General features: G+C 73.7%; 7 protein-coding genes. 3 read left to right on the top strand and 4 right to left on the bottom strand.

The genetic code is table 11. The features are described 5' to 3' along the window. Positions 1–446 precede the first annotated feature (446 nt). Entirely contained in the window at positions 447–1004 is a 558-nt protein-coding gene (locus ACFVS9_RS03605; RefSeq protein WP_099173040.1) for a MarR family winged helix-turn-helix transcriptional regulator, read from the bottom strand. Between the two features lie 142 nt (positions 1005–1146). On the opposite strand from ACFVS9_RS03605, the gene ACFVS9_RS03600 reads away from it, so the two are divergent. Next, positions 1147–2436, top strand: a complete 1290-nt coding sequence (locus ACFVS9_RS03600; protein WP_389929804.1) for an MFS transporter — start codon at positions 1147–1149, stop codon at positions 2434–2436. A gap of 21 nt (positions 2437–2457) precedes the next feature. Here the strand turns inward: ACFVS9_RS03600 and ACFVS9_RS03595 are convergent, their stop codons facing one another. Both ACFVS9_RS03595 and ACFVS9_RS03590 read right to left on the bottom strand, forming a co-directional pair. After that, positions 2458–4122 carry a SpoIIE family protein phosphatase gene (locus ACFVS9_RS03595; protein ID WP_389929789.1) on the bottom strand — a complete coding sequence of 555 codons (1665 nt, stop codon included), beginning with the start codon at positions 4120–4122 and terminating at the stop codon, positions 2458–2460. Between the two features lie 330 nt (positions 4123–4452). Continuing rightward, positions 4453–5841 (bottom strand): NAD(P)/FAD-dependent oxidoreductase, encoded by a 1389-nt coding sequence (locus tag ACFVS9_RS03590; RefSeq protein ID WP_389929788.1) that lies wholly within the window; start codon positions 5839–5841, stop codon positions 4453–4455. A gap of 385 nt (positions 5842–6226) precedes the next feature. Here ACFVS9_RS03590 and ACFVS9_RS03585 point away from each other — a divergent pair, with 385 nt between their 5' ends. Both ACFVS9_RS03585 and ACFVS9_RS03580 read left to right on the top strand, forming a co-directional pair. Further along, the gene (locus tag ACFVS9_RS03585) at positions 6227–7033 is read left to right on the top strand and encodes a TetR/AcrR family transcriptional regulator (RefSeq protein ID WP_389929786.1); all 807 of its coding nucleotides are present in this window, start codon (positions 6227–6229) and stop codon (positions 7031–7033) included. An 895-nt stretch (positions 7034–7928) separates the two neighbouring features. Next, a complete protein-coding gene (locus ACFVS9_RS03580) occupies positions 7929–10010 on the top strand; it encodes a sigma-70 family RNA polymerase sigma factor (RefSeq protein WP_389929784.1) in 2082 nt (693 codons plus the stop codon). Here the strand turns inward: ACFVS9_RS03580 and ACFVS9_RS03575 are convergent. Further along, positions 9997–13362, bottom strand: a complete 3366-nt coding sequence (locus ACFVS9_RS03575) for a BTAD domain-containing putative transcriptional regulator (protein ID WP_389929782.1) — start codon at positions 13360–13362, stop codon at positions 9997–9999. The genes ACFVS9_RS03580 and ACFVS9_RS03575 overlap by 14 nt on opposite strands. Positions 13363–13519: the final 157 nt, after the last annotated feature.

The following is a 13519-nucleotide window of genomic DNA, read 5'->3' as shown; positions in this document are numbered from 1 at the left end:
CCGTTTCACCGGGGCCCTCCGGGCGCTTCCCTTCGTTCTTGCGTTTCCGACTCTATCAGACTCTTTCGTGTCCGATTCCCGGCCGAAGCGGGTTCGTGCTGTTTCGCTTTCCAGTTCTTCGCTTTCGCGTTTCCCTTTCCGGCGAGTCCGACTCTATCAGATCCTTTCGGGCCTGATTCCCAGTCAGCGGGGTTCGTCTTCCCGGCCCTTGGGCCGTTCCGACGCTCAAACTCTAGCGGATTCTCCCGGCGACTCATAATCGAGCCCGTGAATTGAATTCCGGCATGCCGAAATTCTCCCCGGTGGGAGGTCGTACTGAAGTTTGTTTGCCGCATTCGCGGCGGGATCGGCTGCCGCCGGACCGTGTCGGCTCCGGGACAACTCGAAGAACCTTACGGACCCGGGAGGAGCGTGTCAACCCCGCCCGTGCCCCTCCGCGAGGGCGGTCAGTCCAGGTCGGTGAGCCGGCCGCCGGCGTCCGGCTGTTCGTGTTCCACACGGCGCAGGAGGCGGATGAGGATCTCGCCCAGCGCTCCGCGCTCGTCCCCCGAGAGGTCCTGGAGCAGGTCCTCCTCGAAGGTGGTGGCCATCCGCATCGCCTCCAGCCACTTCGTACGGCCCTCGTCGGTCAGCTCGACGATGACGCGCACCCGGTTGTTCTCGTCCCTGTCCCGGGTGACCAGACCCTCGCCCGCCATGCGGTCGATGCGGTGGGTCATCGCCGCGGGCGTGAGGCCGAGGCGCTTGGCGAGCTCCCCGGGGCCGAGGCGGTAGGGCGTTCCCGACAGGACCAGGGTCTTCAGGACCTCCCACTCGGCGTTGCTGATGCCGAGGGCGGCGACCTGTCTGCCGTAGGCGACGTTCATCCGGCGGTTCAGCCGGCCCAGCGCGGAGACGATCTGCTCGACCTGGGGGTCAAGGTCCCGGAACTCGCGCTGGTAGGCCGCGATCTGCTCGTCGAGGCTCGGCTCCTGGAGCTCGGGCTGCTCGGTGGTGTCAGACATGGCGGGCAGTATGGCACGCCCCCCATCGCCTTCGAAGTCCTTCGAGGTGAAGAGTACAGACTCTAATTTTAGTGCTAAAGTCTATGGGTCTGTGTTCTTGAAGGTTCTTCGCGTCTTGAGGTAGGTGAGTGTGACCAGGGAGATGGGTGCAGCGCTGCGGCGGATCCAGCTGGGGAGTGCGCTGAGCGCGTTCGGGCTCGGGTTCACCGTTCCGTATCTGTACGTCTACGTGGCGCAGGTACGGGATCTCGGTGCCGGTACGGCGGGTGTCGTGCTGGCCGTCTTCGCCATGGCCGCGCTGGCCGTGCTGCCGTTCACCGGCCGGACCATCGACCGGCGGGGGCCGCTGCCCGTGCTGGTCGTCGCCGCCGCCACGGCGGCCGTGGGCGCGTGCGCCCTGGGCGTCTCGAACGGCGTGACGTCCGCCGTGCTGTCCGCCGCGGTCCTCGGCGCGGGCACCGCCGTCATGCAGCCGGCGCTCGCCACGATGCTGGTGTGGTGCTCGAGCGCCGCGACCCGCACGCGGGCCTTCGCGACGCAGTTCTTCCTGCAGAACCTCGGCCTCGGCATCGGTGGCCTGGTCGGCGGCCAGCTGGTCGACGTCGATCACCCGTCGAGCTTCACCCTGCTCTTCCTCATCGAGGCGGCGATGTTCGTGGTGCTCGGCGTGGTCGCCGCCACCGTGCGCATGCCGCGCGCCCCCTCCCTCACGGTGTCCGCCGACGGGGAGGCCCCCAAGGCCGGCCTGCGGGTGCTGCTCTCGCACCGGGCGATGGTGCAGCTGTGCGTGCTGGGCTTCGTGATCTTCTTCGCCTGTTACGGACAGTTCGAGTCCGGGCTGGCCGCCTACGGGACCGAGGCCGCCGGAATCGACCCGTCCACCCTCGGTATCGCGCTGGCCGCCAACACCGCGGTCATCGTCGCGGCGCAGTTCGTCGTGCTGCGTCTCGTGGAGCGCCGGCGCCGTAGCCGGGTCATCGCCTGGGTCGGGCTCATCTGGGCGTTCGCCTGGATCGTGGCCGGTTACGCGGGTCTCGGGCACGGCGGCCAGACCATGGCGACGGCCGCGATGATCTCGACGTACGCCCTGTTCGGGCTGGGTGAGGCGATGCTGTCGCCGACGGTGGCGCCGCTCGTCGCCGATCTCGCTCCGGAGGCCATGGTCGGTCAGTACAACTCGGCGTTCGCCCTGGTGAAGCAACTGGCGCTGGCCGTCGGGCCCGCCGTGGGCGGGCCCATGGGGGCGTCGCTGCACGCGCCGTACATCGTGACCTTCGTGCTGTTCTCGCTGGGCATCAGTGTGCTGGCCCTGAAGCTGGGCCGACGGCTCACACCCGTGCAGGACAACCCGTCGCTCACGGCGCCGTCGCGGGTGGTCGCCGTGTCGCTGCCGGGAAGCGAGCCGGTCACCGCGCCCACCGCCGTGCGCTGAGACGGCGGCGTTCCGCCCGGATCAGCCGGGGAGCGCGAACTCGCACCAGACCGCCTTGCCCCCGCCGGGGGTGCGGCGGCTGCCCCAGGACGAGGCGATGGTCGCGACGATGGAGATGCCGCGTCCCGCCTCGTCGGCGGGTTCGGCGCGGCGGCGGCGCGGCAGGTGGTCGTCCCCGTCGGTCACCTCGATGATCAGGCGCCGGTCGGTCCGCCGCAGGCCGAGGCGCATGGGCGGGGTGCCGTGCTGGAGCGAGTTCGCCACGAGCTCGCTCACGGCGAGCACCCCCAGGTCGCAGAGCTCCACGGGGAACCGCCAGGACGCCAGGACTCCCGAGGCGAACGCGCGGGCCCTGGGCGCGGCCTCGATCCCCCCGAGCAGTTCGAGCGAGGCGTTGTGGAAGAGCTCCGCGCTCGGTCCCGTACGGGCGGGGTGCTGGACGACGAGCACCGCGACGTCGTCGTCGTGCTCCGCGGTGACACCCAGGGACCGGATGAGCCGGTCGCAGACCACCTGGGGTGTTCCCCTGGCACCCGACAGGGCGCGCTCCAGGGACGCCACGCCCTCGTCGATGTCCTCGCTGCGGCGTTCGACCAGGCCGTCCGTGTACAGCACGGCGGTCGAGCCGGGCGGCAGCGGAATCGTCCCGGAGGTGTGCACCCAGCCGCCCGTGCCCAGCGGTGGCCCGGTCGGGTCCTCGGCCCGGTGGACCGTGCCGTCCTCGTCGCACACCAGGATCGGGAGGTGCCCGGCGGAGGCGTAGACGAGATGGCCCTCGTTGGGGTCGTGGACGGCGTAGGCGCAGGTGGCGATCTGGCTGGCGTCGATCTCGGCGGCGAGGACGTCGAGGAGCTGGAGCACCTCGTGCGGCGGCAGGTCGAGGCGCGCGTAGGCGCGGACGGCGGTGCGCAGCTGGCCCATGACGGCGGCGGCCCGCACTCCGCGCCCCATCACGTCGCCGATGACGAGCGCGGTCCGGCCGGCGCCCAGGGTGATGACGTCGTACCAGTCGCCGCCGACCGCCGCGTCCGTGCCGCCGGGCTGGTAGGTGGCGGCGATGCGCAGGTCGTCCGGCTGTTCGAGGTCCTGCGGGAGCAGCGAGCGTTGGAGGGTCACGGCCGTGTCGCGGTGGCGGCGTTCGCTGGCGCGGAGCCGCTCCGCCGCTTCGGCGTGGTCGGTGACGTCGGTGGCGTAGACGAGGACGCCGGCCTCCGCGCCGGGTCCGTCCGGGTCGCCGGTGTTCACGGGGGTGCAGGTCACCGTGTACGAGCTTCCGGCCAGCACCTTCCGGGACTTGACCGTGCGGGGAGTGCCGCTGCGCAGCACCTGGTCCATCAGGGGCAGCAGGCTCAGTTCGGCGAGCTCGGGCATGGCCTCGGCCGCCGGTGCGCCGCACGGGCGGGGGCCGAAGGCCGACGTGTAGGCGGCGTTGACGTAGGTGATGCGGTGCTCCGGGCCGTGGAGCAGCGCGACGGGGGCGGGGAGCCGCCCGAGGAGCTCGCGGGCCGGCAGGGCCTCCAGGGAGGGGCCGGGGGCGGAGGGTTCCGACGGGGCGTCCGGCGGTGTGGCCGTGGCCTTCGGCCGTACGGACTCGGCGCGGGCGGCGGGTACGGAACTCTGGTCGTCGCGCGCGGCGGCTCGACGCTGCGTTCCGGGAAGGCGGGCGCTCCAGCGCGTGAAGTTCACGGAATTTCTGGCCTCGTGTGTCGGTCTGGTCCGCTCGGGCGAGCTTCTTCTGGTGCTGGTCCTGTGGCCGGTCCCCTGCCGGTTCCCATGCCGGGTCGGGGTGCCGGGGCCGGGCCTCCGGGAACGTGCGGCCGGGCCTCTTCGTGCGGTCGGTCGTCGCCTGCGGTCACTGTAGGTGACTGCCTGTCGGGTAACTCTGTGCAGGTGTGAGCCCACCTATGGTCACACGCCCAGTGTGACCGACCGTACTGACAGTTGGCGTACGGCAGTGGGTCCGTCCGCTGAACCCCAGCCGTTCCCTCGGCGCCCTCCGGCGCGCCGGTCCCCGGGTCAACCGGTCGTGTCCGGTGGGCTGTCGCCCTTCGGCGGAATGTCCTCGGGAGGCCCCGGATGCGCGTGTCCTCGGGCGGCGAGGGCGAATTCGGCGCGCGGGTGTTCGAGCGAGCCGAGGGAGACGATCTCCCGTTTGAACAGTCCGGCCAGGGTCCACTCGGCAAGGACGCGCGCCTTCCGGTTGAACGTGGGGACGCGGCTGAGGTGGTAGACGCGGTGCATCAGCCACGCCGGGTACCCCTTGAGCTTGCGCCCGTAGATGTGCGCGACGCCTTTGTGCAGGCCGAGCGAGGCGACGGAACCGGCGTAGGAGTGGCGGTACTCCTCGGGCGGCCGGCCGTCGAGCGCGGCCACGACGTTGTCCGCGAGGACCTTGGCCTGGCGCACCGCGTGCTGGGCGTTCGGCGCGGTCTCGGTGCCCGGCTCGGCCGAGGTCAGATCCGGTACGGCCGCGGCGTCGCCGGCGGCCCAGGCGTGTTCGGCGCCGTCGACCGCGAGCGTGGCGGTGCAGCGGATCCGGCCGCGCTCGGTCAGGGGGAGGTCGCAGGCGGCGAGGACCGGCGCGGGTTTGACGCCCGCGGTCCACACCAGGGTGCGGGTCGGGAACCGTGAGCCGTCGCTGAGCACGGCGATCCGGTCCTCGCAGCTGTCCAGACGCGTGTCGAGCCGTACGTCGATGTTGCGGCCCCGCAGCTCCCTGACGGCGTACCCGCCCATCGTCTCTCCGACCTCGGGCAGGATGCGCCCGGTGGCTTCGACGAGGATCCATCGCAGGTCCGAGGGCTTGATGTTGTGGTAGTACCGCGAGGTGTAGCGGGCCATGTCCTCCAGCTCCGCGAGCGCCTCCACGCCCGCGTATCCGCCGCCGACGAAGACGAAGGTGAGGGCCGCGTCGCGGATGGCGGGGTCCCGGGTCGCGGAGGCGATGTCCATCTGTTCGATGACGTGGTTGCGGAGGCCGATGGCCTCCTCGACGGTCTTGAAGCCGATGCCGACGTCGGCGAGGCCGGGGACCGGCAGGGTGCGCGACACCGATCCGGGCGCGAGGACGATCTCGTCGTACGGGATCTCGAGGGCACCGGTGCCGTCCTCGCCGGTGGCGAGCGTCGTGACGGACACGGTGCGCTTGGCGTGGTCGACGCGCTCCGCCTCGCCGATGACGATCGTGCAGTTCTTCAGGACCCGGCGCAGGGGCACGACGACGTGGCGGGGCGAGAGGGAACCGGCGGCGGCCTCGGGCAGGAACGGCTGGTACGTCATGTAGGGCTCGGGCGTGACCACCACGATCTCGGCCTCGCCGCTCTTCAGTCTCTGCCGCAGCTTCCGCTGGAGGCGCAGCGCGGTGTACATCCCTACGTAGCCGCCGCCGACGACGAGAATGCGCACACTTGGCCGGGTGCCGGGGGATGTCCCCCGGGGATCTGGTGCCATCACCATCCCATGACGCAACGGACTCCTGTTGTTTGTCCACAGGCCTGGCAAATTGTGTGACCGGAGGACCTCGATCACCGGGTGGCCCGTGGCCGACGCTTTCCCGGGGAGCTGCGCAGGTCAGATACGGCGGGCGGGGCCGCCCGCGGAGGTCGGACCAGGGTCCGGCCGGTCCTTGCTCCGATCGGGGGGCTCACCGTGCGGAACTACCCCCTTCTGAATTGACCCGGGCTCAACTATGTTCGTACCCCGTCGGGGTGTCGGATTCGGACTGAGGTCCACACACCGGCGGACAGGGCGGGGAAGTCTCCGGGGGGAGACGTCATAACCGGGGGAAGTCATGCACATTCAGGATTTGCAGGGGCCGAGTGCTGTCGCCACTGCCGAGGACCGCGGGCGGCCGGGTTCCGTGGGCGCGGTCGGGACGGTCGCGGCTGGCGGAGCGACGGGCGGGACTGCCCGGTCGGCGCCGCTCCGCGTGGACGCGCAGCGCAATCTCGAACACGTCCTGCGCGCAGCGCGCGAGGTGTTCGGCGAGTTGGGTTACGGCGCACCGATGGAGGACGTGGCGCGCCGTGCGCGGGTCGGCGTGGGGACGGTCTACCGCCGATTCCCGAGCAAGGACGTGCTGGTGCGCCGGATAGCCGAGGAGGAGACCGCCCGGCTGACCGATCAGGCGCGCACCGCCCTCGGCCAGGAGGACGAGCCGTGGTCCGCGCTGTCCCGCTTCCTCAGGACCTCGGTCGCGTCGGGCGCGGGCCGGCTGCTGCCGCCCCAGGTCCTGCGCGTCGGGGCCACGCAGGACGAGCAGTCGTCGGCAGGGTCGGGCTCCGCCGACGACGGGACGCGCGTGCCGCATCAGCGGCAGGTCGTGGAACAGCCCGGCCACCGGGTGGATGACCGGCACCCGGACGCCGAGGACGGGTTCGAGGACGCCCCGGGGGCGTCCGAGCTGCTGGAGGTCGTGGGCAGACTGGTGAGCCGGGCCTGCGAGTCCGGAGAGCTCCGGGGTGATGTCACGGTGGCCGACGTGCTGCTGGTCATCGCCACGGCGGCACCGGCCCTGCCGGACCCGGCCCAGCAGGCCGCCGCTTCGGCCAGGCTGCTGGACATCCTGCTGGAGGGCCTCCGCTCCCGCCCGGCGTAGGACCACGGCGCGCGCCTGGGTGCCGCGCGCACCCACCGGTTGTGCGGGAGCACGCCCACCGGGTGCGCGCGGGCGGCCTCCAGGTGCGGGCGTGCGGGTCCACCGGGTGCGCGTCCGCCAGCCTGGTGGGGGGGGGTATGCCTTTGGGGGCGCCGCGACCGGCTCGGGTGGGCTACGTCCGCGGGTACGCGTCCGCCGGCCGAGGGCATGAGTCCACAGGCTGTGGACGGGCGGACACCGGCTGCGGGCGGAGCGTACCCGTGGGCGTACGTCCACGGCTGAGAGCGCGCCTCTCGTGGGCCGTCCCCGCAGCACGCGCCCTCCCGCAGTGCGGGCCTGCCCGGTCGCGGCCTGGCCTCCGCGCCCGTAACGGCCCCAGGCCTCTGCCTCTGCCGCGGTTCTGCCTCCGCATCCGCGGGTGCGTGGCTCGCCACAGCCCGCGGGTGCACGCACGGGCCCGCGCACCCGGGCCGCCCTCGGGGCGCGGCACCGTCGGCGCCCGGAAGCGCTTCGCGCGGAGGGGGCGTCGGCACGATCCACAGGCGGGTGGACGGGGCGATGCGCCCCTCCGCGGGCGCGCGGAGGGGCCCGTGCCCCATCCGTGGACACGCGGGGGTGGCGCGGCGTCGGGCCGGCTCCCGACCGCGCCGTAGGGCGGTAGGGCCGCAGGGCCGTTCCACGGTGCGGCGACCGGTGGGGCAACGGTGTTCGTCGGCCGGACATCCGTGCGTCCGGGGGCCGTTGCTTCTTCCCCGTCGCGTCGATGTCACGCCCCCTGGGCACGGGAAGACACCCCGGACGAGTGGTTGCTGATCCTCAGGGTTCGTCACGGCGTGGCTCTGTGACACTCTGGCCCCGGAATTCGGGTCCGAGGGTGCATACGGGAGCTTCCGCCATGAGCGGTGACGCGCAGCAGGAAGAGCCGGGCGACGGTATCGCTGCCACGGGCAAGGGCGGCCGGGGCACGGAGACGGAGGCCGGCGGTCCCTCAGACGCTCGGGTCTCGGGCAGGGTGCCGAGTCAGGTTCCTCCCCCGGACCGTTCCGGTGGCGGGCAGCCGGGCGGTCCGTCCGAGGACGGACCGGAGGGCGCGCGTCCGGCCGACTCCGCCGAGGGCGGCACGGTGCTGCCCGGGCCCTGGCCGCAGCTCTCGCCCGACGACGTGGCCCACCAGGAGCCGGGCGTGGAGCCCGGCACCGTGCACGCGGTTCCCCTCCAGCGTGAGGGCCGCGCCGGATCCGCCGATCTCGGGCCTTCCGACGCCCAGTTGATCCAGGGCATGCGCGCGGGTGACGACCAGGCGTACGAGGAGCTGTTCCGCCGCCACGCGGGGGCGGTGCGCCGCTACGCCCGTACCTGCTGCCGGGACGCGCACACCGCCGACGACCTGACGGCAGAGGTGTTCGCACGGACCTTGCAGGCGGTGCGCGGTGGGAAGGGCCCTCAGGAGGCCGTCCGCGCCTACCTCATGACGGCTGTCCGGCACGTCGCGGCCGCGTGGACCAGGAGTGCGAAGCGCGAGCATCTCGTCGACGACTTCGCGGTGTTCGCCGCACAGGCCACGCGCTCCGCGGAGCTGTCGGAGGCCGACACCCTCGATCTCGGCGCCGACGTGCTCGCCATGCACGAGGCGGACCGGTCGATGGCCATGCAGGCCTTCCGCAGCCTGCCGGAACGCTGGCAGGCCGTGCTGTGGCACACCACCGTGGAGGAGGAGTCGCCGAGCGAGGTCGCCCCGCTGTTCGGGCTGACGGCCAACGCCACGGCGGTGCTGGCCGTCCGGGCCCGCGAGGGCCTCAAGCAGGCCTATCTGCAAGCACATGTGAGCCGGTCGCTGACGGACGGCGGTGACTGCGCCCGGTACGCGGACCGGCTCGGCGCCCATGCGCGTGGCGGCCTGCGGACCCGGGCCGAACGGGGCCTGCGCAAGCATCTCGACGAGTGCGCGAAGTGCCGGGTCGCCGCCGGTGAGCTGGACCGGGTCAACGCGGGCATCCCCGCCCTGCTGCCGGTCGCCGTCATCGGCTGGTTCGCCGCGGGGTACGCCGTCAAGGCGGCGGGTGTCGTGGCGGGTGGCGCGGTGGGCGCCGCCGGAGCCGGAGCCGCCGCTGCCGCCACGGGAGGCGCGTCCTCGGGCGGCGGCGCGGCGGGAGGAGCCGCCGTTTCGGAGGGGCTCGGTGCTCCGGTGAAGGCAGGGATCGCCGCCGCGGTGACCCTGGCGGCGGCCGCGGGCCTCGTATGGGCCCTGGTGGGTGACGACCGGCCCGCGCCGGAGGAGAAGCCGGTGGCCAGGCCGCCCGCCGTGGCACCCGTCACCCCCAGCCCCACGCCTCCGCCCGACCCGGCCCCTTCGGCGCGGCCCGACTCCCCCGCGCCCGCGGCGCCCCCCGCCCCGGAGCCCACACCCCCGCCCGCTCCCACCCCCACACCGACTCCCCCGCCGGCCCCGGCACCGCCCGCTCCGGAGCCGACGCCCGAGCCCACCCCTCCGGAACCGGCACCCGCACCCACGCCGCCGGCCCCGAAGGTGCCCGCGCCGGAGGTCTACCAGGTGAACGAGCTGGCGTACTCCGTCACCGGTGACCACTCCGGACCCGAGATCCTGCTCGGCCGGAGCACGGGAGTGTTCTGGCAGCGTCAGGGGCTGTCGATCGCCTCGACGGCGTACGCCCACGGGGTGACCGCACCCTCCCGTTCGTCGGTCACCGTCCAGCTCAACCGGGCGTGCACCCGTTACGACGCGATGGCGGGGGTGGACGATCTGACGCTGGGGCTCGGGGCGGTCCGCTTCTCCGTCTACGACGGTGACGGGCCACGGTTGTGGCAGTCGCCCGTGGTGCGGGGCGGAGAGCCGGCCGTACCGGTGAGTGTCGGCATCGAGGGGGTGCGGACGATCCGGCTCGTCGTGGAACCGGAAGGACCGTTCGGCGGGGTCGCGCTGGCCGACTGGGCGGACTCGCGCATCAGCTGCCGCTGAACTCCTCGGCCACCCCGACCAGGAGGCCGAGCGCCTCCGCCGGTGTGAGGCCCTTCCCCAGGGCGCTCTCCTCCTCGTACGGTCCGGGGCCCAGTTCCTCGCGCAGCCGCCCCACCGCCGCCGCCACCTCGGCCTCCTCCACCGGGGAGCGGGGGCCGTCCGCGCGCCAGGCCTCGGACGCCGCGAGGAGGCGGGCGGACGGCGCGAACAGGCCGAGCCGGACCAGGATGCCGCCCGCGACCTCCGCCAGGTGGGCGGTGAAGTTGTCCGCGCAACCGGACGTCACGGACAGGCGCAGCGCCGTGATCGCTTCCCGCAGTCCCTCGGCCGGACCGCCGGACGGTTCGAGCGCCCTGACGCGCGCCGAGACGCCCAGGACCGCCGCCGCGAACTGCGGCGGGCGGCTGCCGTAGGACTCGCCGCAGCCCGCGGCGTCGGCGTACCGGCGTGCCCGGGGGATGTCGCCCGCGGTCAGGGCGACCGAGGCCCGCAGGAAGTCCACGTAGGCGCGGGCGTCCAGCACGGACTGGCGTTCCGCTTCGGCCTCCGCCTCGTCGAGGCCCTTCCGCGCGGCGTCCAGGTCACCGTTGCGGTAGGAGAGTTCGGCGAGACGGCCGAGGAGGAAGGGCACCTCGGCGTGGGCGCCGACCTCACGGGCGAGTCGCAGTGCCTGGGCGTAGGCCGCGTGCGCCTCCTCGTACCGACCGCGCGTCATACCCGCCTCCGCGGCGGCGCTCGCCACCTGGGCGCTCAGGTAGCGGTCGCCGACCCGCCGGCTCAGGACGCGCAGTTCGGCGATGTCCTCGTCGATGCCGCCCAGGCCCTGGGGGGTGTCCACCAGCATGTGGGTACGGGCCATCAGGGTGACCCCGTACTCCCAGTCACCGCCGTGGGCGCGGGTGTGGGCGACGGCGGCGTCGAAGGTCGCGTGCCCGTCGGGCCGGTACTCGCGGCGCATGTACGAGGTCATCGGCCAGAGCAGACCCGGGAAGCGGGCGGACTCCGGGCCGTCGCAGCCGCCGAAGGCCTCGGTCACCCGGCCCACCAGCGCCTGGAACTCGGTGTCCTCGTGCAGGTTCTCGGTCGGCCGGCTCTCCACGGCGAGGAAGAAGCGCAGCATGTGGACGCGCATGCGGGGCCAGTAGCGGGGATCGGCCGGGTCCTCGGGGTCCGCTCCCAGGTCCACGGTGCGGTCGGCCCAGGCCATGCCCTCGACCCGGAAGTTGCGCAGCCACCAGAACCACCCCATGGCGAGGACCAGGCGCAGCGCCTGTTCTTCCCGGGGGTGCGCGACGGTCGTGCGGTGCAGTGCGGCACGGATGTTGTCCAGATCCGTCTCCAGGCGTCGGATCCAGGGCAGTTGGCCGCCGGAGCGCAGCTGCGGATCGGCCTCCTCGGCCAGCGCCGTGAAGTACGCGGTGTGGGCCGAGGAGGCGGCCTCCAGGACGCGGGGGGTCTCGGCGGCCCGCTCGGCGGCGTACTCGTGGATGGTCTCCAGCAGGCGGTAGCGCATCTGCGTACCGTCCGCGGTGGCGGCGACCACGAGTGACTTGTCGACGAGCGCGCCGAGCAGGCCGGCGGCGTCCGGACCGGTCACGGCCTCGGCGGCGGCCAGGTCCCACCCGCCGGAGAAGACGGAGATCTGCCGCAGCGCGGTCCGCTCCCCCTCGGACAGCAGGTCCCAGGACCAGTCCACGACCGCCCGCAGCGTCTGCTGGCGGGGCAGCACCGTCCGGCTGCCGCTGGTGAGCAGCCGGAAGCGGTCGTCGAGCCGGTCGGCGATCTGGCGGGGGGTGAGCAGGCGGAGCCGGGCGGCGGCCAGCTCGATGGCGAGCGGAAGGCCGTCGAGTCCGCGGCAGATCTCTGCGACGGCCCGGGGCGTGTCCGCCGCCTCCGACCCCGGATCGAAGTCGGGCCGCACGGCGCGGGCGCGCTCCGTGAACAGACGGTGCGCGGGGTCCGCCGGGAGGGGACCGACGGGGCGGACGGCCTCACCCGGTACGCCGAGGGGCTCCCGGCTGGTGGCGAGGATCCGCAGCCGCGGGCAGTGCGTGAGAAGGGTCTCCGCCAGGGTCGCGGCGGCCTCGATGACGTGCTCGCAGTTGTCGAGGACGAGGAGGAAGGGACTGTGCCGCGACCGGTGGGCGAGGTGCTCGACCAGCCGCCCGGTGGGGTCGGCCGGTGCGGGGTTCCCGTCGAGGGCGGTGCCCTGGAGGAGGGTCGTCTCGCGCAGGCCGAGTGCGGAGAGCACGGCCCCGGGTACGCCGGTGGGGTCGTCGAGCGGGGCGAGTTCCGCGATCCAGGCACCCTGACCCGCCGCGGACTCCTCGGCCAGCCTGGTCTTGCCCGAACCGCCGGGGCCGGTGAGTGTGACGAGACGGGCACGCGTCAGGTCGGCCCGGATCAGACGGAGTTCGGGCTCACGGCCCACGAACGAGGTGAGCCGGGGCCGGATGTTGCCCTCGGCCTGCGGCGGACCGGCCGGGGGACGCGCCACGCCGTCCGGGCGGTACGGCCCGACATCGGCCGACGAACGCGCCACGCCCCCCGAGGGATACGGCCCATCGGCCGACGAACGTGAGGGGCGGGCGGCCTGGGGACGCGGCGGACCGGCCGGAGGCCGCGCGGGAGGCGCTCCGGCGTCGAAGAGTTGCCGGTGGAGTGCGGTGAGCTCCGGTCCGGGGCCGGTGCCCAGCCCGTCGGCGAGCACCCGGCGGACCTCGTCGTACGCCAGGAGCGCGTCGGCCTGCCGCCCCTCGGCGCACAGGCCGCGCAGGAGTTGGGCGTGCAGCGGCTCGTTGTACGGGTGTGCGGCGGTGAGCTGCCTGAGCTCCGGTACGAGGTCCGCCGTGGCGCCGCGCCGGAGGTCGGCCTCGATGCGTTGCCGGAGCGCGGTGAGCCGGTGCGCTTCGGCCTGGATCCCGCGCTCGCGCCCGGGGAGGTCGGTCAGCGCGGGGCCGCGCCAGAGGGCGAGTGCGGCACGCAGGGTGCGGGCGGCGGCCTCGGCACTGCCGGAGTCCAGCTCGGCGGCGCCCCGGCGGGCCAGCTGTTCGAAGACGTACAGGTCGATGGCGTCGGGCCCCGCCGTGAGCCGGTAGCCCCCCGGCGTCCCGGCGACCGCCTCCCGGCCCAGGGCGCGCCGCAGCCGCCCGACGAGGGCCTGGAGCGCGGCGGGGGCGTCCTGCGGGGGCTCGTCGCCCCATACGTCGTCGATGAGCGCGGCGGCCGTCGTGGGGCGGCCCGCGCGCAGGGCGAGTGCGGCGAGCAGGGTGCGCAGCCGCGCGCCGCCCACCGGCAGCACACCGCCGCGCTCGTCTCGCGCCTCGGTGACGCCGAGGATCAGATACCGCACACGGTCATTGTGTCCCGGCGGGAAGCGCCCCGTCGGGGATAGAAGAGGTGCCGCGCGGGGACGGATCGCCGGCGGCGACGTACCGGAGGGTCCGCGGGGACCGGCCGTCACGGTGGGAAGGCCCGGTGGAACGGAGACGGCGGGGGGACCCGCGCGT

Source organism: Streptomyces sp. NPDC058008, assembly GCF_042886395.1.
GTDB lineage: Bacteria > Actinomycetota > Actinomycetes > Streptomycetales > Streptomycetaceae > Streptomyces.
This window is presented reverse-complemented; position numbering and strand designations above follow the sequence as displayed.

Coding starts and splice junctions, on each gene's coding strand:
- ACFVS9_RS03585 (WP_389929786.1), top strand. CDS start 6,227: ATGCACATTCAGGATTTGCAGGGGCCGAGTGCTGTCGCCACTGCCGAG.
- ACFVS9_RS03580 (WP_389929784.1), top strand. CDS start 7,929: ATGAGCGGTGACGCGCAGCAGGAAGAGCCGGGCGACGGTATCGCTGCC.
- ACFVS9_RS03605 (WP_099173040.1), bottom strand. CDS start 1,004: ATGTCTGACACCACCGAGCAGCCCGAGCTCCAGGAGCCGAGCCTCGAC.
- ACFVS9_RS03600 (WP_389929804.1), top strand. CDS start 1,147: ATGGGTGCAGCGCTGCGGCGGATCCAGCTGGGGAGTGCGCTGAGCGCG.